A 21,309-nucleotide genomic window follows, 5' to 3' on the forward strand; every position below is an offset into this window, starting at 1 on the left:
CGACACAAAGGCGGAACTCCGGTGAGTCAAACGGCAGCGTCCCCCAGCGACCGGCGCAAAGCGACGATCAAAGACGTTGCCAGGCTGGCGGGCGTCTCGCCCTCCGCGGTGACCATCGCGGTGCACAACAAGCCGGGTGTTTCCGCGAAGACGAAGGAGCGCATCCTCCAAGCCGCCCGGGACCTCGGCTGGAGCCCGAACCAGGCCGCCCAGTCGCTGTCCGGGCAGGGCCTGCACACGGTGGGCCTGGCCATCGCCCGGCCGGCCCGGATGCTGGGCCTCGAACCCTTCTACATGGAGTTCATCTCCGGTATCGAGAGCGTACTGACCCGCCACTCCTGCTCCCTGTTGCTGAGACTGGTGGAGCCCGAGGAGGAGATCGAAGTACACCGGGAGTGGTGGCAGGCCAACCGGGTCAGCGGCAGCATCCTGGTCGACCTGCGGGTGGACGACCCGCGCATCCCGGCGCTCTCGGAGATCGGCCTGCCCGCCGTGGTCGTGGGTCATCCCTCCCTGGCCGGCCCCTTCACCTCGGTATGGACCGACGACGCGGCCGCGACCGCGGAGGCCGTCCGCTACCTCGCCGCGCTCGGCCACCGGCGCATCGCCCGGGTCAGCGGACCGGCTGAACTGGGTCACAGCGCCATTCGCACCAGGACCTTCACCGAAACGGCCGAGGAGCTGGGCCTCCAGGCGCGCACAGTGGTCGCCGACTTCTCGGCCGACCAGGGCAGCCGGGCATGCCGCACGCTACTGCTGGCAGCGGAGCGTCCGACGGCGATCGTCTTCGACAACGACCTGATGGCCGTCACGGCACTGGGTGTCGCCTCGGAGTTCGGCCTGTCGGTGCCCCACGATCTCTCTCTCCTCGCCTGGGACGACTCCCAGTTGTGCCAGCTCACCCGGCCCACGCTGTCGGCGATGCAACACGACGTGTTCTCCTTCGGGGCCGACGTCACGGAGACGTTGTACGACGTCATGACGCACCGGGAAGCCACGTCGCACGCGGCACAGGTCCCTCGCCTGGTGCCGCGCAGCTCCACCGCGCCTCCGCCACGGGACGCCGCCGGCCGCTGACCTCCACGTTCTTCGCACGCGCGTACGCATACGGCGTCGGGGCGCGGGGAGAAGGCGTCCTCCCCGCGCCCGGCGTACGTCAGGCCGCGTTCTCGTGCGGCCTCGGGGCGATGACCGAGAACGCCCCGCCCTGCGGGTCGGCCAGGACCGCCATGCGGCCGGCCACCATGTCGAAGGCGGGGGCCAGGACCGTGGCGCCGGCGCGGACGGCGGCCGCCTGGATGTCGTCCACGCTGTCCACCGCGAAGTACGGCTGCCAGTGCGGCGTGACGTTCGGCGGGAGCTTGCTCATGTCCATCATGCCGCCCACCGCCCGCCCGTCGACCTGGAACTCGACGTAGCCGTCGGCGCCCTCCATCTCGGAGGGGGTCGTCGTCACCGGCAGGGCGGCGGAGTAGAACGCGGACGCCGCGTCCGGGTCGGGGGTGGTCAGCTCGCTCCAGACCAGCGCGCCGTGCTCGTTGACGATGCCCGCGCCCCCGAAGGTGCCGGGCTGCCACAGGCCGAAGACGGCGCCCGCCGGGTCGGCGATGACGGCCATGCGGCCGAGGTCCATGACGTCCATCGGGGGGACGACGGCCGTGCCGCCGGCCTCGGTGACGGACCTGAGCGTGGCGTCGATGGCGTCGGTCGACAGATACGTCGTCCACGCCGTCGGCGGCATCGGATCCGGCACCGTACCGTCCTGGTTCATCGCCTTCATGATCCCGGCGACGGGCTTGCCCTTGAGCGTGCAGACGGAGTAGCCGCCCTGCTCCGGCGGGCCCACCTCGCCCTGCCAGCCGAAGAGGTCGCAGTAGAAGTCGATGGCCGCCTGCTGGTCGGGGACCATCAGGTCGATCCAGCACGGGGTGCCGGGCCGGTAGGGATCGTTCATTTCGGGCACGGGTGCCTCCGGGAGGCTGCTCGGGGGTGGACGGGCCCTCCTTACCCGGCCCCCGCGCGAGCGGAATCGACCCGTACGGGTGACAGCCCGTTCAGTACCAGGGCCGCTCGTCCGGCGTGGGCAGCGGGCGGAGGGCCGGCCAGCGTTCCAACAGGCGGGTGGCCAGGGCGGAGGCGAGGCCGCCGAGCGCGTGGAGGCGGTCGTGGTCGCGGGTCAGGTCCGCGACGACGCCCAGGCGGTGGACGAGGCGTTCGCGGGCGGAGACGTACCCCCACTCGAAGTCCTCGGCGGGCACCCGGGCGAGCTGGTCGGCCGTGCCCCGGTGCGCCCGTTCGACCAGCGCGTCGCCCTGGATCAGCCAGCCCGCGCACGCGTCGGCGAGATCGCCGGGCACGTCGCGGCCCGTGAGGTCGCGCCAGGTGGACCGGTAGACGGCCTCGACCTCCGTGAGCGGGGCGGCGGTGACCGACATGGCGCACCAGCAGGTGGGGAAGCCGATGCGGAAGTACGCGAGCTCGACCAGGCCGTTGCCGAGCGCGGCCCGCTCGAAGTCCACGAAGCGGACACCGTCCGGGGTGCGCAGATCGTTGCCGGGGCAGGGGTCGCCGTGGAGCAGGGCGTGGTGCCCGGCGGGGTCGAGCCGTTCCAGGAGCCCGGCGAGTTCGTCCGGGACGGCGGCCGGTACGGGCACGTCGAGCGCCCGGGCGAGGCCGAGGAAGGACTCCGCGTCGGCGGCCGTGGGGCCCGACCAGGCGGGGAGCGCGCCCGCGTCGGCGGGCCCGGTCAGGGCGTGCAGTCGGGCGAGCGCGTCGGCGTACCCCGGCATCCAGTCCTCGGTCCGGCCGAGGTCGTCCACGTACTCAAGGAGCATGACCCGCGCGCCCGGGTCCGTGGCGAGCAGCGCGGGGGCCACGGAGCCGCGCCCCGCGAGCCGCAGCCCGGCGACCTCCCGGGCGAAGCGCGCGTCCGCGTCGGCGGCGGTGTCCCCGCCATCGGTGATCTGCTTGACGATCACGGGCCGCCCGTCCCCCGCCCGCACCCGCCACACCCGCGACCGGGGGCTGCTGTCCAGGGGCTCGGCCTGCGCGGGGATGCCGCCCATGGCGGAGAGCAGGGGGGCGGTCAGCGGGAGGGAGTTCGGCATGGGAACGAGCGTAGCTGCGGGCTTCACCGAAGCTCGCGCCCTTTTTGCAGGTAGAACAGCTCCGGGTCGTCCTCGTCCAGGCCGTGGAGGAGGCCCGCCGGGGTCCAGCCGGCGCGTTGGAGGAGGCGTTGCATCGGCTGGTTGGAGACGTTGGTCGAGGTGAACAGCTTCGGGGTGCCGGCACCCCTTCTCGATGCTCGTACGCCGTACGGCGTCGATCCCCGCCAGTGGTCCATGCTGGACTGTTCCGGGGAGCCCGGGGCCGCGAGCGGCCGTGCTTGCGGGTGGGGGCCGTGGTCGCCGCGCAGACTGGGGTTTCCAGGACCGGGACGAGGGCGGAGTCATGATGAACGAACCCGTGGCGGAGCTTCACCCCGACTACAGCAGTGCCGGTGCCACGGCGACCCCGTGGGCCGAGGTGGTGGCCGTCCTCGAACGGGCCGAGGTCTTCTGGCTCTCGACGGTACGGCCCGACGGGCGGCCGCATGTGACGCCGCTGCCGGCGGTGTGGCTCGACGGGGCGCTGCACTTCTCGACGGGACTTGAGGAGCAGAAGGGCCGCAACCTCACCCGGAATCCGAACTGCGTCCTGACGACGGGCAACAACGCGTACGGGCGCGGCCTCGACGTCGTCGTCGAGGGGCCCGCGCTACGGGTCGCCGAGCGCGGGACGCTGGAGCGGCTCGCGGAGCTGTGGATGGCGAAGATCGGGTGGCCGTACGACGCGGTGGAGGGCGGTTTCCGGCACCGGCCGGAGGGACCCCAGCCGGAGACCTCCGGGGTGCCGGGCGCGATCGTCCCGGTGTTCGCGGTCCGGCCGACGAAGGTCCTCGCGTTCGGCCGGGGCGAGGCGTTCAGCCAGACCCGCTTCCGGCCGTGACGGGCTGAGCCACCCGCGCAGGCTGCCACAATTACGCCCCGCCGCCGCGGGCACCCCCGTACGCTGGACCCCGGCACTTGACCTTCCTGTTGCATTCCCTTTGCGCAGAGGAGAGTTGACTTGCGCAAGCACCGCCGCACCGGCAGAAGCTGAGGGGTCAGGCAATGGAGATCGCACAAACGCTCGCGCTCATCGCGGCCACCGTGACGACGGGGCTGGTCAGCGGGCTGTTCTACGGCTTCGCCATCTCCGTGATGCCGGCGCTGCGCGGTACGGGGGACCGTACGTTCATCGATGTGATGCAGCGGGTCAACGTGGCCATCCTCAACGGGTGGTTCGTGCTCGGCTATATCGGGGCCCTCGTGTTCACCGGGCTCGCGGTGGGGCTCCAGTTCGGCGGCGGGGACCGGGACGCGGTGGTGCCGACCGTCGCGGCGCTCGTCTGCTACATCGCGTCGATGGGGGTCACCAGCCGCCTGAACATCCCGCTGAACAACGCGCTGGACGCGGCCGGCCCGGTGGACGGGATCGCGCGGCCCGAGGCGGTGCGGGCGGCGTTCGAGGGGGCCTGGGCGCGGGGGAACGTGCTGCGGACGCTGCTGTGCGTCGCCGCCACCGGGCTCCTGTGCTGGGCCCTCGTCCTGAACGGCGGCAGCTGAACGCGCGGGAGGGCCGGTACGGGGCTCGTGCCCGTACCGGCCCTCCCGGAAGGCGTCGGCTCAGCGGCCGACGGACAGCAACGCCTCCGCGCGGCCGTGCAGCTTGGCGGCGTACGCCGCACAGCCCAGGGCGGCCGTGTTGAGGAGCGTACGGAAGATGTTGACGGACTCCCAGGTCCCCTTGAACTTGTCGACCAGGGAGAAGTCGTGGATCTTGGCCGGGGCGCCGAGGTCGGCGAGCTGGTTGTTGAGCGGGATCTCGACGCCCATCGTGAGCATCAGGACGACGAGGTAGAGGGCGGCGGCGAGACCGGCCCACAGGGCGATGGTCTTCCGTCCCCGGCGGAACTCCAGGAACGCGGCGAGGCCGGCGGCGACGATGGCCCCCATGAAGATGAGCGCGAACAGGCCGTTGCCGTCGATCTCCGCGTTGAACTGCTGCATCGAGGCCACGTAGGTGCGGTCGTCGGTGTTGGCGAGGCCGGGCATGACCGAGACGTCGAAGGCGAAGAACAGACCGGCCATGAGCCCCAGCGTGATCACCGAGATCATGTGCAGCCAGCCCGCGGCCTTGTTCGGGCGGTCCTCCCGCGGCGGCACGGGAGCGGCGGGCTGGCCCCACGGCTGCTGGTACGGCGCCTGCGCGCCGGTGGGGCCCTGCTGCTGCGGATACGGATTGGGTGTCATCGGTACGTCCTCGCTCTTGTCCGGTTCGTAAGTAGGGTGCCGAGGCGCGCTGTTGACGAGGATAGAGGTGCTTTTGCTCCCGCCGCGGGCGCGGAGGCCGCCCTGGACAGGATCACGAGCGTTCCTCCAGCGAACGTCGAGCGAGACTCGAACGGGCGTGCCCGGGTGCGACGGATCAGCGGATGCGCATCCGCGCCATCATGCCCATCGCCGAGTGGTCGAGCAGGTGGCAGTGGTAGACGTAGGTGCCCCGGTACGAGTCGAAGGTCGCCTGGAGTTTGACGGTCTCGCCGGGCAGCAGGCACACGGTGTCCTTCAGGCCCGCCTCCGCCCCGGTCGGCGACTTCCCGTTGCGCTCCAGGACGCGGAACTGCACCAGGTGCATGTGGAAGTTGTGCGGCACGTCGGTGTTGGTGTTGGTGACGGTCCAGACCTCGCTGGCGCCGTACGGGATCTCGGTGTCGATGCGCGCGGGATCGTAGACGCGGCCGTTGATGGTGCCCTGCGGTTCACCGCCGACGACGGCGACGTTCAGGTCGAAGGAGCGCCGCCCGGTCACCGGCGGCAGCGGCGGCAGTGTACGCAGTACGGACGGCACCCGGCTCGGGTCGGGCGCCTTGCCCACCACGTCGAAGCGCAGGACCTTGCCCGTCCGGTCCGGGTCGCCGGGGCCGAGGGTGTTCTCCAGGACGAGCTGGGTGCCGACCGGGTAGCGGGAGAAGTCGATGACGACGTCCGCGCGCTCGGCCGGTGACAGGAGCAGCGAGTCGGTGGTGAAGGGGCGCGGCAGCAGGCCGCCGTCGGAGCCGATCTGGGTGAACGGCGAGCCGTCCGCCAGGCGCAGCGCGAAGAACCGCAGGTTGGACGAGTTCAGCAGTCGGAAGCGGTACTTGCGGGCGGCGACCCGGAGATACGGGTACGGCTTGCCGTTCGCGAGGATCGTGGAGCGGCCCGCCGCGTCGTCCAGGATGTACAGCAGCTGCCCGTCGTCGCCGAAGTGGGCGTCGCGCAGCGCCACGGTGACGTCGTAGCGCCCGGCCGGCAGCGGCAGCGCCTCCTCCACGTCATCGGTGAGCAGATAGCTGCCCGACAGGCCCCGGTAGCAGTTCTCGGACTCCGAGTGGTGGGCGTGGTCGTGGTACCAGAGCGAGGCGTGCGGCTGCTGGTTCGGGTACGTGTAGGTGCGGCTCGTCCCGGAGGCGAAGGTGTTCATCGGGTCGCCGTCGCTGGTGACGGGCACCGAGGCGCCGTGCAGGTGCACCGAGGTGTCCACGCCCAGCTGGTTGTGCTGGCGCATCACCACGGGGCGCCCGGAGCGGGCCCGGACGATGCCGCCGGGGAAGTGCCCGTCGTAGGTGAGGACGTCGGTGCTCAGGTCCGGCAGGATCTCGGCGCGGGTCCGGCGCATGGTGATGTCGTAGACGTCGGCGCCGCCCCGCGTCGCGGCGGGGGTCAGCACCGGCAGCAGGGGCAGCGGCACCTGGAACGGCTGGACTGCGGGGCCGACGGGGACGGCCTGGCCGGTCGCGGCGGCCGTGTCGCGCGGGGCGGCGCCCGCCGTCATCAGCGGGGTGAAGGCCGCGCCGGTGAACAGCCCGGCGCCGGTGACGCTCAGGGCGGTCATCAGAGTGCGTCTGGTCACCATCACGGAACTCCTGCTGCTTGATTCGGCGGACGCGCCGAGTGCAGCAAGGCCGGCTCGCACGCTTCTCGGGGGCTGCTAGGGCGGGCACGAGGGCGCCCGTTATGGCACGAGGGATCCGGTATGGCGCTTGAGAACGCGTCCAGACCGGGCCCAGATCCGCCAGGGAATCGCTTGCGGTCGGCTTGCGCTCCGCTCCGTATACCTGAGCCGTCCGCTGCCCCACGCCCCTGCCCCCTGCCCCCACCGGAAGGCCGACCGTGGATCTTCGTTACTGGCTGCCGCGTGCCGTAGACGTGGCCGAACACTGGGGAGAGCGCTTCGGCCCGTACCGGGAGCATCCGTCGCACCTGGTCGGGGACGAGGAGTTCGACGCCGCGTTCGCCGCGTTCTCCAAGCGGCTGGACGACAACTATCCGTTCTTCCATCCGAGCTACGCGGGGCAGATGGTCAAGCCGCCTCATCCCGCGGCGGTCGTCGGTTACGTCACGGCGATGCTGTTCAACCCGAACAACCACGCCGCCGAGGGCGGTCCGGCCACCACCGAGATGGAACGCGAGTGCGTGGACCTGCTCGCCGGGATGTTCGGCTTCCGGGGCTCGCACCTGGGCCATCTGACGACGAGCGGGACCATGGCCAACCTGGAGGCGCTGTACGTGGCGCGCCAGACGCATCCCGGACGCGGCATCGCGTACAGCGCCGAGTGCCACTACACGCACGCCCGCATGTGCGGGGTCCTCGGCGTCGAGGGCCACCGGGTGCCCGCCGACGGCCTGGGCCGCATCGACCTGGACGCCCTGGAGAAGGTGCTCGCGACCGGCCGGGTCGGCACGGTCGTGGTGACCACGGGGACGACGGGGCTGGGGGCGGTCGACCCGGTGCACGAAGTGGTGCCGCTGGCCCGGCGGTACGGCGTACGGGTGCACGTGGACGCCGCCTACGGCGGGTTCTACGCGCTCCTCGGGCGCTCGGACCGGCCCGAGGGCATCGACGTACGCCCGTGGCGGGCCATCGCGGACTGCGACTCGGTCGTCGTGGACCCGCACAAGCACGGCCTCCAGCCCTACGGGTGCGGGGCGGTGCTCTTCAACGACGACGCCGCCCGCGACCACCTCGCGCACGACTCGCCGTACACCTACTTCACCGAGGCCGCACTGCACCTGGGCGAGATCAGCCTGGAGTGCTCGCGGGCCGGGGCGGCGGCCGCCGCGCTCTGGCTGACGCTGCACCTGCTGCCGCTGACCCGGGACGGCTTCGGCGAGATCCTGGCCGGCAGCCGCCGCGCGGCCGTCGGATGGGCGGAACGCATCGAGGAGTCCGAGGAGCTGGAGACGTACCAGGCACCCCAGCTGGACATCGTCAGCTACTTCCCCTCGACCCGGCCGCTGACGCTGTCCGCCGTCGACGCCGCGTCCGGCCGGCTGCTCACGGACGGCATGCACGCGGAACGGGACCCCGTGTTCCTCAGCGTGCTGCGGACCGACGCGGCGGACTTCGCCCGGCGCAGACCCGACGTGCTGGCCGACGCCGCCACGGCCCGGGTGATGCGCAGCGTCCTGATCAAACCCGAAGCCGAACTGCACCTCGACCAGCTGCACACCCGGGTGGAGCAGCTGGCGGCGACCGGGCGCGTCCGACCGCCGCGCCCGGCACACCCCTCATCGAACGGGAGGAGAACTTCGTGACCCACCTGTCCACGTTCCCGCCGCCCTTGCCGACAGCACCCCGGCCGGCTCTGCGGCGCGCCCGGCGAGCCGAAGCCGGCGCCCTCGCGGCGCTGCTGGCGGACGCGTTCCACGACGACCCGCTCACCCGCTGGATCACCCCGGACCCGGAACGCAGGGCGCGGGTGCTGCCCGGTCTGTTCGAGGTGTTCCTCGACATGTCGTTCGCGTACGACGCGGTGACCTGCACCCCGGACCTGGACGCCGTGCTGCTGTGGACGCCGCCGGGCGCCCAGGCCGAACTGGAGGCGCGGGGCGAGGAGTTCGCCGGGCGCTTCGAGGACGTCCTCGGTGTCCGCGAGGCCGCCTCGCTGGCGCTGATCGCCGAGCTCCAGGCGCCCCGGCACCCGGACCGGCCGCACTACTACGCGTCGTTCGGCGCGGTGCGCGGCGGCGCGCGCGGCCGGGGGCTTCTCGGCGCGCTCGTCGCCGAGGTGCTGCGGGAGGCCGACGCGGCGGGCTGCGGAGCTTACGCGGAGGCCAGCTCGCCCGGCGGCGAGGCGTCGGCGCGCGGCCAGGGCTTCGTCCGGCTGGGCGAGGACATCGTGCTGCCGGACGGCGGGCCACGCCTCCGGCCGATGTGGCGGGAGCCGCGATGAGGGGCGACAGCCGGCTGCAGATCTACACGCCGGGTCAGGTGGACCGCGGTCTCGTGCCGGCCGGACAGCTCGGGCCGCTGCGGGAGGTGCTGGAGTGGAGCCGGACCTTCCTGGTGTCGAGCCATCCCGAGCTGGGCCGAAGCGGTCCCGTCTGCCCGTACACCCAGCCCTCGCTGCGCGCCGGGCGGTTCCTGCTCGCCGTGCCCGCGCAGAGCACCCCGGCCGCGCTGCCCGGCGCCGTGGAGGCGCTGCGCACCTGGTACGAACGGCTGGCGGCGGAGCTTCCGGAGGACGAGCGGGAACTCCTCACCGTACTGATGATGCTCCCGGACCTCGACCACGCGGACCCGGCGGACCTGGACCTGTTGCAGGCGGACGCCAAGGACGACTTCGTGGCCCAGGGGCTGATGATCGGCCAGTTCCATCCGCTGTGCGCCGAACCGGGGCTGTGGAACGAGGACTTCGCGCCGCTGCGCTCGCCGGTGCCGCTGCTCGCGGTGCGCCGGCTGCTGGTGTTCGACCTGCCGTTCCTGGTGGGCGCGGACCGGCACATCGACCACTACCTGCGCCGGTTCGCCCCGGACATCCCGGCGCGGGTGCGCGACCAGCTGGTCAACCGCGTCGTCTCCTGAGGACGTGAAACGCGAAGGGGGCTCCGTGGCCACGGAGCCCCCTTCGCGCGGTGCGGACACTCACTCACGAGGGGTGGAGGGCCGGCTGTACGGTCTGCCGGCTGCTCTCCAGCGTACGAAGCCACTCGCCGGGGTCGCCGCTGCGCAGCAGGGCGGTGCCGACGAGGAGGCCCTTGTAGCCGGCGTCGAGCAGCCGGGCCGCCGTCTGCGGGCTGTCGATGGCGCTGGCGCTCACCGGGCAGGGGGTGCCGCTCGCACGCAGGGCGGGCAGCAGCTCGAAGCTGCGGGCCAGGTCGCCCCGGTCGCGCTCGCGGGTCTTGATGTCCTTGTTGTTGACGGCGATGACGCACTCGTCGGCGTGCGGCACGGACTCGATCTCGGCCTCGGTGGTGGCCTCGACGAACGGGGTCAGGCCCGTGCTGAGCGCCGCGATGGTGAGCCCGCGCAGCGCGGACGCGGAGAGCAGTCCGGCGGTGAGCAGGACGGCCGAGGCGCCGAGCTCCCGGGCGGTCTCCAGCTGGTCCTTGCGGGTGATGAAGTCCTTCTGGAGCAGGGGGAGTTCGGTCAGCCGGGCGACATCGCGGAGCAATTCGCGGGTGCCGCCGAACCAGCGTCCCGTGACGACCGAGATGCAGGGCGCCCCGGCCTTCTCGTAAGCGGTGACGATCTCTGCGGGGGTGTGTCCGGAGATGAGGTCGAAGCCGAACGCGTCGCGCCGCTTGACCTCCATCACCAGGGGCTGCGGGGCCGACAGCAGGGACTCGATGAAGGGAAGGCTCATGGCTGCTCCGTAGGCCGTGTGGTCGGGGTGTCCGTGGCGGAAGGAGTGCGGGGGGTGGGATGGCCCGGCCCGGTGTCCCAGGCGTGGGCCAGTGCGGCCACCTCGGGTGCGCCGAAGCGGCCGTCGCCGCCGCGCGCCGCGGTGTCGACGTCGATGCCGCGCAGCCGGGGGTGGCGCAGGACCCGTTCGTACGCGGGCCGGTTGGTCCGGTCGAGTCCGCCGGCGAGCCAGAACGGCAGGGTGAACCGTTCGGCCAGGCGGAGGACGGTGTCCTCGTCCAGGCGCTGCCCCGTGGAGCCGACGCGGCCGTCGGCGGTGGTGGCGTCGATGAGGAAGAGGTCGGTGCCGGCCCGCTCGTACGCCCCGATCAGGGGGCGTTCCGGGCAGGTGCCGTCCGCGACATGCAGCACCTTGACGATGACGGCGTCGGGCAGTGCCGTGCGCAGGGCGCGGACGGTGGCGGGCGGCTGGTAGGCGTGGAGCTGGACGGTGCGGATGCCGGTGCGGCGCATGACGTCGGCCACCGCGTCCGGGTCACCGAGGAAGGTGACCAGGACGGGGTGCAGGGTGCCGGTGGCACGGACGGCCGCCGCGAGGGCGGCCACCTCGTGCTCGGGCAGGTCCGCGGGGCCGCCGGGGACGCCGTGCCACAGGCCGACGAGTCCGGCTCCGGCGCCGGCCAGCACCTCGATGTCGCGGGTGCTGGTGGCGCCGCAGACCTTGAGGGTGCGCGGTGGGGACAGGGTGGTCATCGGCCCAGGCCCAGCTTGGACGCGATGCGGTTGTACTGGATCTCGTTGCTGCCCGAGTAGATCGTGCCGCCCACGGCGTTGCGGACGTCGATCTCCAGTCCGTACTCGCTCATGTAGCCGTGGCCGCCGAAGACCTGGACGGCGGTGAGCGAGCCGGCGAGGTTGGCCTCGCTGGTGATCAGCTTGGCGATGGCCAGGTCCTCGGTGACGTCCTCGCCCTCCTCAAGGCGTTCGGCGGTGTCGTACAGCCATTTCCTGGCCGACTCCAGGCCGATCTTGGCGTCCACGATCTTGTTGGCGACGGACTGGTAGGAGCCGATCGTCTTTCCGAACGACCGGCGGGTGCGGGCGTACTCGACGCAGCGGTCGAACCGGTGCTGCATCTCCCCCACGTTCACGATGAACGAGAGCAGGATCTCCCGCTTCATCACGTAGTCGAGGACGATGAAGCCGCCGCCCACCCGGCCGAGGACCCGGTCGCGCGGGATGCGGCAGTCGTCGAAGTACAGCTCGCTGAGCGGAGAGGTGCGCAGGCCCATCTTCTTGACGGGCTTGCCGACGGTCAGGCCGGGCGTGTTCCGGTCCACGAGGAACGCGGTCACGCCGAGAGCGCCGCCGTCGGGGTGGGTGCGGGCGTACACGACGAACACGTCGGCGACGGGGCCGTTGCTGACGAAGCACTTGCTTCCGTTCAGCACGAAGTCGTCGCCGTCGCGTTCCGCGCGCGTGGCCATGGCCATCGCGTCGCTCCCGGACTCCGACTCGGTGATCGCATGGGCGCCGATCGCCTCGCCGGAGCTGATCCGGGGAAGGTACTCCGCCTTCTGCGCGGGCGTCCCGAAGCGCATGAGGGGGACGCCCGTGCTGGCGAGCGTGGTGGTGACGCAGAAGTTCAGACCCGCGTCACGGCAGTGCTCGCCGAGCCCTTCCAGGACGTACATGGTGGTGAGGAGGGACTGGCCCAGGCCGCCGTGCTCCTCGGCGAAGGGCAGGGCGAGGATGCCGGACCGGCGCACCAGTTTCCACTTCTCCCAGGAGAACTCCGCTCGTTCGTCCTGGGCGATGTGGTCGGCGCTGAGTGCCTCGCCCCACCGGGCCAGGCCGGCCCGGAGGTCGGCCTGGTCGGTGTTCCAGCGGATCACTGGGACCCCTTTCAGAGGTGCGGGTGCCGTGCGGATCAGTAGGCGGACGAGGTGTGCGCGTCGAGGCTGTGCACCTCATCGCCCTGGAGCGCCGGGGTGAAGACGCAGACGAGTCTCAGGTCCTCGTGCGGGGAGGCGACGAGGTAGTGCGCGTCGTGCTCGTCGAGGGAGTAGAGCCGGCCCGGCGTGATGGGGTGCACGGTGCCGTCGAGCTCGACCACCTCGCCTGAGCCCTCGATGCAGTAGCAGGACTCCAGGTGGTTGCGGTACTCCAGGCGGGACTTCGTGCCGGCGCGCACCGTGGTGTCGGTGATCGAGTAGCCGACGCCGTCGGATTCGGTGAGGAAACGACGGCTGAGCCCGTTGCCCCAGTCGACGCTCTTGACGGTCTCCAGGTCACGGATGATCATGGTCAACTCCTTGTTCGGATAGGGGTAATGGCCGTACTGGTCTCGTCCGGTCCGGGCTGGAGCGACCGGACGAAGTCGCGCAGTGCCGTGGTGACGGAGCCCTCCTCGTTGAGGGCCTGCTCCACGCGCGCCACGCCCGCGGAACCGACGATCGCGGCGTCGGCCCCGCTCGCGGCGACCGCCGCGACGTGGTTGCGCGTACTGACCCCGAAGCCGACGGCGATCGGGGAGTTCGTGTGGGCCCGCAGCCCGGCGACGACCGGGGCGAGCGCGGCGTGCCCGGCGGGCGGCGCGGTGCCGCTGCGGCCGTAGTGCGCCACCAGATAGACGTACGCGGAGGCCTCGCGGGCGGCCCGGGCCCGGGTCTCCTCCGGGCTGGTCGGGTAGCAGGTGGTGACGACGGCGGTGCCCGCCGCCTCGGTCGCCTCGCGGTAGGCGTCACGCAGCCGGGGCGGCAGGCCGTGCACCAGGAGGCCGTCCGCGCCGGACGCGGTGATGTCCTTGACGGCCGCGCCCAGGTCCCGGTGCTTGAGGGAGTGGCTCCAGTCGGCCAGCAGCGCGATCCGCAGCCGCCGCAGCCCCGGCCGGACGCGGGCGACGAAGCCGAGGACGTCGTCCAGGCCGGTGCCCCGGTCCAGGGCACGGCGGGCGGAGCGGCGTACGACCGGCCCGTCGGTGAAGGAGTCCGGGAAGGGCACCGCCAGTTCGAGGCAGTCGACGCCCTCCTCGTCGAGCATGTGGACGACCTCGGCGAGCTCGTCCAGCGGCGGGTCGCCCGCGTTGAGGAACAGCGTGAGCCCGGGCCGGCCGGGTCCGCTCCCGGTGAAGAAGTCAGCCATGGCGGACCGCCCCCGCCGTCGCCGCGGTCCGCCGGGAGCGCAGCCGCTCGACCAGGGCCACGGCGGCCCCGCTGGTGACGGCGTCGTCCGTGGCGTCGAGCGCGTCGCGCCAGGTGGTGTGATGGCCGGCCGCGAGGGCGAGCGCGGCGGCGTTGAGGCGGACGGTGTGGGTGGCCGCCGGATGGGCGCGCCCGGCGAGCACGGCCAGGAAGTGGTCGGTGGCCGCGTCCTTGGGCGCGGGGGCCAGCGCCTCGAAGCCGCCGTCCGCCGGGATCAGCGCGCCGGGCTCCAGGACCTGGTCCTCGCCCCGCGCGATGTGCACGGTGTTGCGGGCGAAGCCGAGGAGTTCGTCGGCGCCCCGGTCGTTGCTGGTCAGCCACACCGTACGGCCGGTGACCGTGGCGGCGAGGCGGCGCAGGTCGTCCAGGGGCATGGTGTGCGAGACCCCGGTGACCTGGGCGGTGACCGGCAGATCGGCGAGGAGGGGGCCGAGCGCGTTGAGGAAGCGCCCGAACGGCTTCATGCTCACCGGTGCGATGAGGCGGGCGAGCCGGGCGAGCTCGACCGGGTAGACGAACGGCCCGGTGAAGGCGATCCCGTCCCGCTCCAGGTGCTCCTCGGTCTGCTCGTACGAGGAGGTGAGGCGGACCCCGAGGCGTTCGAGGAGGTCCACGGAGCCGAGGCTTGAGGTGTAGGCCCGGGAGCCGGACTTGACGACACGCACACCGGCGGCGGCCGCGACGAAGGCCGCCGCGGTGGAGACGTTGAAGGTGGCGGGCCCGCCTCCGGTGCCCACGACGTTGACCGTCGCGGGCCAGGCGGGCCCGGGGCGCGCGGGGCGCCGTTCCAGGAGTGTGCCGTGCAGGGCGGCAAGCGTCGCGGGGTCGGGGAGCCGGGTGGTCAGGGAGGCCAGCAGGGCGACGGCCTGCTCCTTGGGGAGCGTGCCGTCGCCGAGCCGGTCCCACAGAGACCGCCAGGTCTCGTGCTCGGCCACCGTGCGCCGCGCCAGCAGGCCGGTGAGCGCGTCGTGCATGGTTAGCCATTCACCTCCTGGCGGGCGCCCGCGACGAAGGTGTCGATGGCGGTGACGCTGCGGAAGTTGTTGGGGTCGAGGTCCGTGTCGTCCACGGCGAGGCCGAAGCGGTCCTCCACCCAGGCGATCAGCTTGAGCAGGCCGAGCGAGTCGATGGCTCCGCTCGACAGGAGGTCCTGGTCGTCGGCGAGTTCGTCCTGCGTGAGGTCCGGCAGGAACTCCTCGATCAGGAACTGCTTGATGGTGGCCGTGTTGCTCATGACGTCCTTCCTTCTACGGTGGTCAGCCGGCGGGAGTGGTCCGGTGCCGGGGACGGTCCGCGCAGCCGGTCGAGCGCGGTGCGGTCGACCTTTCCGGTGGCGGTCTTGGGCAGCGGTTCATCGGTGATCCGCAGGACCCCGGGAACGGCGGCCCTGGGCAGGGCGCGGGCGCAGTGTTCCTTCAGGAGCAGGCTGTTGAGCCCGCTGCCGGGTGCGCGCCGCACCCCGGCGACGAGCCGTTTGCCGGTGAGCGGGTCGGGATGTGCGGCGACCCCGGCCTCCAGGACGGCGGGGTGGCTCAGCAGCACCTGTTCGATCTCGGCGGTGTTGACGGCGACGCCGCGCACCTTGACCTGGAAGTCGCTGCGCCCGGTCAGGTACAGCAGCCCGTCGGCGTCGCGCCGTACGAGGTCGCCGGTGCGGAACCAGGTGCCGTCGTCGTGGCCGAGCGGGTGGCCGGTGAACCGGTCCCGGCTGCGGGCCGGGTCGAGGTAGCCGGCGGTCTGGAAGGGCGTCTTCACGTGGAGTTCGCCGGCGCCGGGCCCGGTGACCTCCTGGCCGTCGGCGTCCAGGACGAGCACGGAGACCCCGGGGAGCGGGGTGCCGATGGGCAGCGGGCCGAAGACGGTGGCCGTGGTGTCGACGTCGTACGTGAAGCTGTCGTTGGTCTCCGTGCAGCCGTAGATGTTGGTGAGGCGGGCGGCGGGCAGGACGTCGCGCAGCTCGGCCAGGGTCCGTTCGGGCAGGACGTCGCCGGTGAAGGCGGCGCGGCGCACCGAAGGCAGCAGCACGCCGGCCCGGCGGGCGGCGTCCAGCACGAGCCGGTAGAACATCGGCACGGCCTGGACGATCTCGACGTCGTGCCGGAGCAGCAGGTCGAGCAGATGGCGTCCGTCGACGGCCTTGTCCGGGTCCACGAGGACGACCCGCCCGCCGTGCGCGAGGGTCGTCCACACGTCGAGGAAGCACAGGTCGAAGTTGAGCGGCGCGTAGTTGAGGACGGTGGTCCCCGGCGCGATGGCGAAGGCGGGCCCGGCCCAGGTCACGAACCGGTCCACGGCCCCCTCGTCCAGCGGGACGGTCTTGGGCAGCCCGGTGGAGCCGGAGGTGGTGAGCATGAAGGCGGTACGGGGAGGCACCGGGTACGCCGCCGAGCGGGCCGGGACCTCCACACTCCTCGGTTCGCCGCCCGGGGCCAGCACGTGCCGGCAGCCGGCCTGCGCGAACAGCTGGGTCAACAGCTGCTCGCCCAGGTGCGCGGAGGGCAGCAGGAACGGGCGGTGGGCGAGCAGGCAGCCGAGGACGAGCGCGAGGGCGTCGGGCGACTTCTCGGCGAGGATGCCGACGGGTTCGCCGGCCGGCAGCCCGAGCAGGGCGAGCCGCTCGCGTTCGCGGCCGGCGCTCTCGTACAGCTCGCGGTAGCTGGTCTCCTCGCCGTGCCAGACCAGGGCGGGCGCGTCGGGGCGCTCGCGGACCTGGGTGAGGAAGCCGGGGAGCAGTCCGGTGGTGGCGCCCTGGCCGGTCATGGCCGCCGTCCGGCCAGCCGGGCCCAGCCGCTCTTCACGGCGATGCCCGTGGGGGTGCGGCAGGTGAAGCGGACGAGGGTGCGGTCGGCGTCCGGGGCCAGTTCGATCCGCAGCGGCACGTCCGGGACCACGGGGGCGGAGAACCGCCCGCTGACGTCGAGGACGCGGGTGACGTCGCCGTCCGCGTACCGGTCGGCGATCTCCTCGACGGCCAGGGCGAGCACGCTCATCCCGTGTGCGATGACGCCGGGGAAGCCGGCGTCCTCGGCCGCCCGGTCGTCCAGGTGGATCGGGTTGAGGTCGCCGGAGGCGTGGGCGTAGCCGCGGATCCAGGCGGGGGTGAGCCGGTGCTCGGCGGTGGCCGGTTCACCGGCTCCGCCGGAGGGTGCGGGCGCGGCCGGTGCCGGGATCTGGCCGAAGGGCTCGATGGCGGCGGCGCCCATCAGCAGGGCGCTGGTGAGGAGTTCGGCGCGCGGGGTGCCGTCGGCGCCGGTGAGGCGGGCCCGGACGGCGACGCGGGTGCCCCTGGGTTCGCGGCGGGCGCCGACCACGTCGAGGGCGACGGTGATCTGCTCGCCGGGCAGCAGGGGCCGCTCGATCCGGATGTCCTGGCCGAGGTGGACGACGGAGACGGGCTCGGGCTCGGCCGCGGCCAGGTCGCGTACGGTCGCGTCGGCGAGGGTGTGCGCGAGGACGAAGGCGTGCACCGGCGAGGCGCCGGGCTCCTGGGCGGCGGGCAGGTCCGCGCGGACGGCGGTCCGGAAGGCGACCACCTCGTCGGCGGTGAGGGTGCGGATCGCGGTGCGGGGCTGGGCGGTGGGCTGGTCGGCGGTCTGGGCCGTGGGCTGGGCGGTGGTCGTCATACCGGCGCCACCACCATGCTCGCGTTGTGGCCGCCGAAGCCGAAGGAGTTCGACAGCGCGGGTCCCAGGGCGACGGGCCGTGGACTGGTGTGCACCACGTCGATCTCCATTCCTGGCTCCAGGTGTTCGTGGTTGGCGGTGGGCGGCACCTCTTGGGCGCGCATGGCCTGGACGGCGGCGATGATCTCGACGGCGCCGGCCGCTCCGATGAGGTGGCCGATGACGCCCTTGGAGGCGGTGACCGGCGGCCCGTCGGAGCCGAAGACCTTGGCGAGGGCCGTGGCCTCGGCGCGGTCGTTGTGCGGGGTCGAGGTGCCGTGCGCGTTGATGTGGGCGATCTCGTCGGGGGCGAGCCCGGCGGCGGTGAGCGCGCCGGTCATCGCGGAGACCGCGCCCGCCCCGTCGGCCAGCGGCATCGACAGGTGGTACGCGTCCGAGGTGGCCGCGTACCCGGCGATCCGGGCGTAGGTGCGGGCGCCCCGGGCCAGCGCGTCGTCCAGGCGTTCCAGGACGACGAAGCCGGCCCCCTCCCCCATGACGAACCCGTCGCGGTCCCGGTCGAAGGGGCGGGAGGCGTGCGCCGGGTCGTCGTTGCGCCCGGAGACCGCGTTCAGGTTGCCGAAGGCGGCGAGGGTGACCGGAGTGAGGGTGGACTCGCAGCCCCCGGCGATCGCCACGTCGGCCTGGCCCGACGCCAGGAGCGCGGTGGCGTGCCCGATCGCGTCGACGCCGCTGGCGCAGGTGGTCGCGATGGTGGTCGCGGGGCCGGTCCAGCCCAGGCGCATGGCGATCTGGGCGGCCGCCGCGTTCGGCATGGTGAGCAGCGGCATCAGCGGGTTGACCCGGTGCGGGCCCACCTCGCTGTAGTGCGCGGACTCGCGGTCGCTGGTGGCGCGGCCGCCCACCGCGTTGCCGACGACGATCGCGGTGCGCCCGGGCTCGGGCACCGGGGCGCCGGCGTCGCGGTGGGCGGCGAGCGCGGCCGTGGTGCCGTACAGCGCGAAGGGGTCCATGCGCCGCGCGTCCTTGGCGGACACGAGGGCGTCGGGGCCCTGGGTGTCGAGTCCGCTGACCCGGCAGCCGATCCGGACCCGGTGGCGGGAGAGGTCCAGGTGGTCGAGCGGGGCCGCGGTGGAACGGCCGGCGCGGAGCGCGGCCCACAGGGCGTCGGGGGTGCACCCCGCCGGGGTGACCACACCGATCCCGGTGATCACCACCGGGGTGCGGTGGGAGGCTGCGGCTGTCATCTTCGGTCTCGTCTCCGTCCGGTGTCCCGGGGGGGGTGGACCGGCCGGTCAGGCCGGGATGATGCCGCACTCGCGGGCGGACTTGATGAACGCCTCGGCGGCGAAGTCGATGTCCTCGGGCGTGTGCCGCGCGGTCACCGCGATCCGCAGCCTGGCCAGGTCGTTGGGGACGGCCGGGGTGACCACGGGGATGCCGATGACGCCGTTGCGGCGGCAGGTGGTCGCCAGGTCGTACGCCTTCTCGTCGGAGCCGGCGATCAGCGGCAGCACCGCGGTCACGCTGTCCTGCGTGCGCAGCCCCTGGGCGTTGACCAGGGCGCGCAGCCGGGCGGACTCGTGCTGGATGTGGGTGACCCGCTCCGGTTCGCGTTGCAGGATGCGCAGGCTCTCCAGGGCGGCCGCGGCCTGGGCCGGGGCGAGGGCGGCGGAGAAGAGGAAGGGCCGGGCGGCGTAGCGCAGGTGGCCGATCAGTTCGGCGGGTCCGGTGACCCAGCCGCCCATGGACGGGATGCCCTTGGACAGGGTGCCGAGCTTGATGTCGGCCTTCACCCGGTGGTCGAAGTGCTCCTCGATGCCGCGCCCGGTGGCGCCGATGACGCCGAGCGCGTGGGCCTCGTCCACCATGAGCAGCGCGTTGTGCTCGTCGCACACCTTGCGCAGCTCGGGCAGCGGGGCGATGTCGCCGTCCATGGAGTAGACGCTGTCGACGATGACGAGCCGCACCCCGTCGGGCGAGGCCGCGGCCAGGCGCCGGTCGAGGTGGTCGACGTCGTTGTGCCGGAACCGGGTGACGGTGGCGCCGGAGAGCCGGCAGCCGTCCACGATGGAGGCGTGGTCGTACTTGTCGATGAAGACGGTGTCGCCGGCGCCGACGAGACCGCCTACGGTGCCCACGTTCGCCGCGTAGCCCGAGCTGAAGACCATGGACGCCTCGCGGTCCGCGAAGCTCGCGACCTCGGCCTCCAGTTCCTCGTGCAGCGGGATCGTGCCGGCCAGGGCGCGCACCCCGTGGTTGCCGCTGCCGTACAGGTCGAGCGCGGCCTTGGCGGCGGCGACGACGCGTTCGTCGCCGCCCAGGCCCAGATAGCTGTAGCCGGACATCATCAGCAGCCGTTGTCCGTCGAGATCGGCGTAGGCGCTGTCCCGCTCGACCGTGTAGGAGACGAAACTGTTGCGGCGCTCCGGCTCGGACTCCAGGGCCGCCACACGCCTGTTCGTGGCGGCCAGCTTCGGCGCCAGCCGTTCCCAACCTCCGGTTGCGTTCACAGTGGGTCTCCTCAGGCTGATTCAGTCGGCCGGCGGACGGCCTATTCATGACAGGATTTCTACGCCGCGCTCCGCAACGCGACCGCAACAAGGAAGCCGGAGCCCTTCTCGAATTACGCTCGAAGCCGCTCGGGATTCACTAGAAATCCCCTGGTGAATGCATGGAGAAGGGAAGAAACATGGACCCCCGATTCAGCGGAACTTGGGCTTCCACTCATTCCCTCCGGTATGTTCCCGGGCTCAATTGACACGGCCTGAACGGCCCTGCGAGGGTCACGACGACATCACGGGGAATGGCGAGAACTGAACGGCGCAATGCGAAAGCAACGGCGCCGTGTTCCCCGCTCGGTTCCTGATCCGCCGCAGGGGGAGTGTCGACGTGTTGATCCGGCTCGTAGGACTTGTCAGCATCGAGCACGAGGCGGAACCGCCCCGGCACCTGTCGAGCGCGCAGGCCCAAATCGCCTTCGCCCGGCTGGTCCTGGAGCGCTCCGCGGGCACCAGCCGCGACCAGCTCGCGGACACGCTGTGGCCGCAGGGGCTGCCCGACACCTGGGCGTCCGCGCTGCGCAGTGTCGTCAGCCGGGTGCGGTCCTTCGTGACCAGCGCGCACCAGAAGCCCGGCGAGACGCCGCTGGTCGCCCAGAGCGGGCGCTATCTGCTGCATCTGCCGAGCGACGCGCTGACCGATGTGGAGACGGCCGAGGCGTCGGTCTCCGAGGCCCGGCAGGCGTGCCGGGAGGGCGCGCACGCGGTGGCCCTGCAACTGGCCTCCGGCGCCGTCGCCAATCTGCGCGGCGCGTTCCTGCCCGCCCACGAGGGCGAGTGGGTGAACACCACCCGCGAGCGCATCGAGGCGGTACGCCTGAGCGCCCTGGAGCTCTCCAGCGCCTCGGCCGCCGCCCTCGGCAACAGCCACCACGCCCTGCGGTACGCCGACGAGGCGGTGCGCAGGGCGCCGTTCCGGGAGAGCGCGCACCGCTGCCGGATGACGGCGCACGCCGCCGCCGGCAACCGGGCCGACGCGCTGCGCGTCTACCAGCAGCTGCGCGAGCTCCTCTCGGACGAGCTCGGCATCGAGCCCGCCCCGTCCACCCAGACGCTCTATCTGGGCCTGCTCCGCGAGCCCGACCCGGCGCGCGAGGCGCCCCGTGCGGTGGCCCCGTACGGCGGCCCGGCCGGCATCGACCCGCTCCTGATGAGCGCGTACGCACCCCTGCTCCCGCCGGCAGCGTAGGCCCTGGCCGGGCAGGGAAACGT

At 72.7% G+C, this 21,309-nt stretch carries 23 protein-coding genes; 7 read left to right on the plus strand and 16 right to left on the minus strand.

All coding sequences use genetic code 11. The features are described 5' to 3' along the window. The first annotated feature begins 21 nt into the window (after positions 1-21). Entirely contained in the window at positions 22-1,077 is a 1,056-nt protein-coding gene (locus ACIQZN_RS30665; RefSeq protein WP_404000787.1) for a LacI family DNA-binding transcriptional regulator, read from the plus strand. A 79-nt stretch (positions 1,078-1,156) separates the two neighbouring features. On the opposite strand, the gene ACIQZN_RS30670 is transcribed toward ACIQZN_RS30665, so the two are convergent. The 3 genes from ACIQZN_RS30670 to ACIQZN_RS30680 form a co-directional block, all read right to left on the minus strand. Beyond that, positions 1,157-1,954 carry a VOC family protein gene (locus ACIQZN_RS30670; RefSeq protein ID WP_404000789.1) on the minus strand — a complete coding sequence of 266 codons (798 nt, stop codon included), beginning with the start codon at positions 1,952-1,954 and terminating at the stop codon, positions 1,157-1,159. 100 nt (positions 1,955-2,054) lie between these two features. Further along, on the minus strand, positions 2,055-3,107 hold the full coding sequence (locus ACIQZN_RS30675) for a phosphotransferase family protein (protein WP_404000791.1): 1,053 nt from the start codon (positions 3,105-3,107) through the stop codon (positions 2,055-2,057). Positions 3,108-3,130: 23 nt separating this feature from the next. Continuing rightward, positions 3,131-3,343, minus strand: a complete 213-nt coding sequence (locus tag ACIQZN_RS30680; RefSeq protein ID WP_404000793.1) for a hypothetical protein — start codon at positions 3,341-3,343, stop codon at positions 3,131-3,133. 107 nt (positions 3,344-3,450) lie between these two features. On the opposite strand from ACIQZN_RS30680, the gene ACIQZN_RS30685 reads away from it, so the two are divergent. Both ACIQZN_RS30685 and ACIQZN_RS30690 read left to right on the plus strand, forming a co-directional pair. After that, on the plus strand, positions 3,451-3,987 hold the full coding sequence (locus ACIQZN_RS30685; protein ID WP_404000795.1) for a pyridoxamine 5'-phosphate oxidase family protein: 537 nt from the start codon (positions 3,451-3,453) through the stop codon (positions 3,985-3,987). Positions 3,988-4,151: 164 nt separating this feature from the next. Next, complete coding sequence (locus tag ACIQZN_RS30690; protein ID WP_404000798.1) at positions 4,152-4,646, plus strand: DUF1772 domain-containing protein; 495 nt, start codon at positions 4,152-4,154, stop codon at positions 4,644-4,646. A 60-nt stretch (positions 4,647-4,706) separates the two neighbouring features. On the opposite strand, the gene ACIQZN_RS30695 is transcribed toward ACIQZN_RS30690, so the two are convergent. Both ACIQZN_RS30695 and ACIQZN_RS30700 read right to left on the minus strand, forming a co-directional pair. Continuing rightward, positions 4,707-5,333 carry a DUF1772 domain-containing protein gene (locus ACIQZN_RS30695; protein WP_404000800.1) on the minus strand — a complete coding sequence of 209 codons (627 nt, stop codon included), beginning with the start codon at positions 5,331-5,333 and terminating at the stop codon, positions 4,707-4,709. Between the two features lie 175 nt (positions 5,334-5,508). Beyond that, positions 5,509-6,978 carry a multicopper oxidase family protein gene (locus ACIQZN_RS30700; RefSeq protein WP_404000803.1) on the minus strand — a complete coding sequence of 490 codons (1,470 nt, stop codon included), beginning with the start codon at positions 6,976-6,978 and terminating at the stop codon, positions 5,509-5,511. 257 nt (positions 6,979-7,235) lie between these two features. On the opposite strand from ACIQZN_RS30700, the gene ACIQZN_RS30705 reads away from it, so the two are divergent. From ACIQZN_RS30705 to ACIQZN_RS30715, 3 genes are read left to right on the plus strand one after another with little or no spacing between them, the layout of a single operon-like run. Then, on the plus strand, positions 7,236-8,660 hold the full coding sequence (locus ACIQZN_RS30705; RefSeq protein WP_404000806.1) for a pyridoxal phosphate-dependent decarboxylase family protein: 1,425 nt from the start codon (positions 7,236-7,238) through the stop codon (positions 8,658-8,660). Continuing rightward, complete coding sequence (locus ACIQZN_RS30710; RefSeq protein ID WP_404000810.1) at positions 8,657-9,298, plus strand: hypothetical protein; 642 nt, start codon at positions 8,657-8,659, stop codon at positions 9,296-9,298. Before ACIQZN_RS30705 ends, ACIQZN_RS30710 begins: the two co-directional genes overlap by 4 nt. Further along, positions 9,295-9,930 carry a DUF6875 domain-containing protein gene (locus tag ACIQZN_RS30715; protein WP_404000813.1) on the plus strand — a complete coding sequence of 212 codons (636 nt, stop codon included), beginning with the start codon at positions 9,295-9,297 and terminating at the stop codon, positions 9,928-9,930. The genes ACIQZN_RS30710 and ACIQZN_RS30715 overlap by 4 nt, the downstream gene beginning before the upstream one ends. A 64-nt stretch (positions 9,931-9,994) precedes the next feature. On the opposite strand, the gene ACIQZN_RS30720 is transcribed toward ACIQZN_RS30715, so the two are convergent. Genes ACIQZN_RS30720 through ACIQZN_RS30770 form a run of 11 tightly spaced genes read right to left on the minus strand, consistent with a single transcriptional unit; the run spans position 9,995 to position 20,049 of the window. Next, positions 9,995-10,711: an indole-3-glycerol-phosphate synthase gene (locus tag ACIQZN_RS30720; RefSeq protein WP_404000816.1), complete on the minus strand. Its 717-nt coding sequence runs from the start codon at positions 10,709-10,711 to the stop codon at positions 9,995-9,997. After that, on the minus strand, positions 10,708-11,463 hold the full coding sequence (locus ACIQZN_RS30725; RefSeq protein ID WP_404000819.1) for an N-(5'-phosphoribosyl)anthranilate isomerase: 756 nt from the start codon (positions 11,461-11,463) through the stop codon (positions 10,708-10,710). Before ACIQZN_RS30725 ends, ACIQZN_RS30720 begins: the two co-directional genes overlap by 4 nt. Next, the gene (locus ACIQZN_RS30730) at positions 11,460-12,605 is read right to left on the minus strand and encodes an acyl-CoA dehydrogenase family protein (RefSeq protein ID WP_404000821.1); all 1,146 of its coding nucleotides are present in this window, start codon (positions 12,603-12,605) and stop codon (positions 11,460-11,462) included. Before ACIQZN_RS30730 ends, ACIQZN_RS30725 begins: the two co-directional genes overlap by 4 nt. 35 nt (positions 12,606-12,640) lie before the next feature. Next, complete coding sequence (locus ACIQZN_RS30735; protein ID WP_161209518.1) at positions 12,641-13,015, minus strand: ectoine synthase; 375 nt, start codon at positions 13,013-13,015, stop codon at positions 12,641-12,643. 2 nt (positions 13,016-13,017) lie between these two features. Beyond that, a complete protein-coding gene (gene trpA, locus ACIQZN_RS30740; RefSeq protein ID WP_404000824.1) occupies positions 13,018-13,854 on the minus strand; it encodes a tryptophan synthase subunit alpha in 837 nt (278 codons plus the stop codon). After that, complete coding sequence (locus ACIQZN_RS30745) at positions 13,847-14,887, minus strand: hypothetical protein (RefSeq protein ID WP_404000827.1); 1,041 nt, start codon at positions 14,885-14,887, stop codon at positions 13,847-13,849. Before ACIQZN_RS30745 ends, trpA begins: the two co-directional genes overlap by 8 nt. A 2-nt stretch (positions 14,888-14,889) precedes the next feature. After that, entirely contained in the window at positions 14,890-15,147 is a 258-nt protein-coding gene (locus tag ACIQZN_RS30750) for an acyl carrier protein (RefSeq protein WP_265546697.1), read from the minus strand. After that, the gene (locus tag ACIQZN_RS30755; RefSeq protein WP_404000830.1) at positions 15,144-16,673 is read right to left on the minus strand and encodes an AMP-binding protein; all 1,530 of its coding nucleotides are present in this window, start codon (positions 16,671-16,673) and stop codon (positions 15,144-15,146) included. The genes ACIQZN_RS30750 and ACIQZN_RS30755 overlap by 4 nt, the downstream gene beginning before the upstream one ends. Further along, positions 16,670-17,536, minus strand: a complete 867-nt coding sequence (locus ACIQZN_RS30760) for a MaoC/PaaZ C-terminal domain-containing protein (protein WP_404000833.1) — start codon at positions 17,534-17,536, stop codon at positions 16,670-16,672. The genes ACIQZN_RS30755 and ACIQZN_RS30760 overlap by 4 nt, the downstream gene beginning before the upstream one ends. After that, on the minus strand, positions 17,533-18,783 hold the full coding sequence (locus ACIQZN_RS30765; RefSeq protein ID WP_404000835.1) for a beta-ketoacyl-[acyl-carrier-protein] synthase family protein: 1,251 nt from the start codon (positions 18,781-18,783) through the stop codon (positions 17,533-17,535). The genes ACIQZN_RS30760 and ACIQZN_RS30765 overlap by 4 nt, the downstream gene beginning before the upstream one ends. A gap of 48 nt (positions 18,784-18,831) precedes the next feature. Beyond that, on the minus strand, positions 18,832-20,049 hold the full coding sequence (locus ACIQZN_RS30770; RefSeq protein ID WP_404000838.1) for an aminotransferase class I/II-fold pyridoxal phosphate-dependent enzyme: 1,218 nt from the start codon (positions 20,047-20,049) through the stop codon (positions 18,832-18,834). Positions 20,050-20,428: 379 nt separating this feature from the next. Here ACIQZN_RS30770 and ACIQZN_RS30775 point away from each other — a divergent pair, with 379 nt between their 5' ends. Then, entirely contained in the window at positions 20,429-21,286 is an 858-nt protein-coding gene (locus ACIQZN_RS30775; RefSeq protein ID WP_404000841.1) for a BTAD domain-containing putative transcriptional regulator, read from the plus strand. Positions 21,287-21,309: the final 23 nt, after the last annotated feature.

This window comes from Streptomyces sp. NPDC097595 (assembly GCF_044761525.1).
Taxonomy (GTDB): domain Bacteria; phylum Actinomycetota; class Actinomycetes; order Streptomycetales; family Streptomycetaceae; genus Streptomyces; species Streptomyces drozdowiczii_A.

What these genes read in the sequence shown, in the direction of transcription:
- ACIQZN_RS30680 (WP_404000793.1), bottom strand. Translation starts at nt 3,343, where the DNA reads ATGGACCACTGGCGGGGATCGACGCCGTACGGCGTACGAGCATCGAGA.
- ACIQZN_RS30700 (WP_404000803.1), bottom strand. Translation starts at nt 6,978, where the DNA reads ATGGTGACCAGACGCACTCTGATGACCGCCCTGAGCGTCACCGGCGCC.
- ACIQZN_RS30750 (WP_265546697.1), bottom strand. Translation starts at nt 15,147, where the DNA reads ATGAGCAACACGGCCACCATCAAGCAGTTCCTGATCGAGGAGTTCCTG.
- ACIQZN_RS30755 (WP_404000830.1), bottom strand. Translation starts at nt 16,673, where the DNA reads ATGACCGGCCAGGGCGCCACCACCGGACTGCTCCCCGGCTTCCTCACC.
- ACIQZN_RS30690 (WP_404000798.1), top strand. Translation starts at nt 4,152, where the DNA reads ATGGAGATCGCACAAACGCTCGCGCTCATCGCGGCCACCGTGACGACG.
- ACIQZN_RS30675 (WP_404000791.1), bottom strand. Translation starts at nt 3,107, where the DNA reads ATGCCGAACTCCCTCCCGCTGACCGCCCCCCTGCTCTCCGCCATGGGC.
- ACIQZN_RS30735 (WP_161209518.1), bottom strand. Translation starts at nt 13,015, where the DNA reads ATGATCATCCGTGACCTGGAGACCGTCAAGAGCGTCGACTGGGGCAAC.
- ACIQZN_RS30685 (WP_404000795.1), top strand. Translation starts at nt 3,451, where the DNA reads ATGATGAACGAACCCGTGGCGGAGCTTCACCCCGACTACAGCAGTGCC.
- ACIQZN_RS30745 (WP_404000827.1), bottom strand. Translation starts at nt 14,887, where the DNA reads ATGCACGACGCGCTCACCGGCCTGCTGGCGCGGCGCACGGTGGCCGAG.
- ACIQZN_RS30760 (WP_404000833.1), bottom strand. Translation starts at nt 17,536, where the DNA reads ATGACGACCACCGCCCAGCCCACGGCCCAGACCGCCGACCAGCCCACC.
- trpA (WP_404000824.1), bottom strand. Translation starts at nt 13,854, where the DNA reads ATGGCTGACTTCTTCACCGGGAGCGGACCCGGCCGGCCCGGGCTCACG.
- ACIQZN_RS30670 (WP_404000789.1), bottom strand. Translation starts at nt 1,954, where the DNA reads ATGAACGATCCCTACCGGCCCGGCACCCCGTGCTGGATCGACCTGATG.
- ACIQZN_RS30695 (WP_404000800.1), bottom strand. Translation starts at nt 5,333, where the DNA reads ATGACACCCAATCCGTATCCGCAGCAGCAGGGCCCCACCGGCGCGCAG.
- ACIQZN_RS30725 (WP_404000819.1), bottom strand. Translation starts at nt 11,463, where the DNA reads ATGACCACCCTGTCCCCACCGCGCACCCTCAAGGTCTGCGGCGCCACC.
- ACIQZN_RS30720 (WP_404000816.1), bottom strand. Translation starts at nt 10,711, where the DNA reads ATGAGCCTTCCCTTCATCGAGTCCCTGCTGTCGGCCCCGCAGCCCCTG.
- ACIQZN_RS30765 (WP_404000835.1), bottom strand. Translation starts at nt 18,783, where the DNA reads ATGACAGCCGCAGCCTCCCACCGCACCCCGGTGGTGATCACCGGGATC.
- ACIQZN_RS30715 (WP_404000813.1), top strand. Translation starts at nt 9,295, where the DNA reads ATGAGGGGCGACAGCCGGCTGCAGATCTACACGCCGGGTCAGGTGGAC.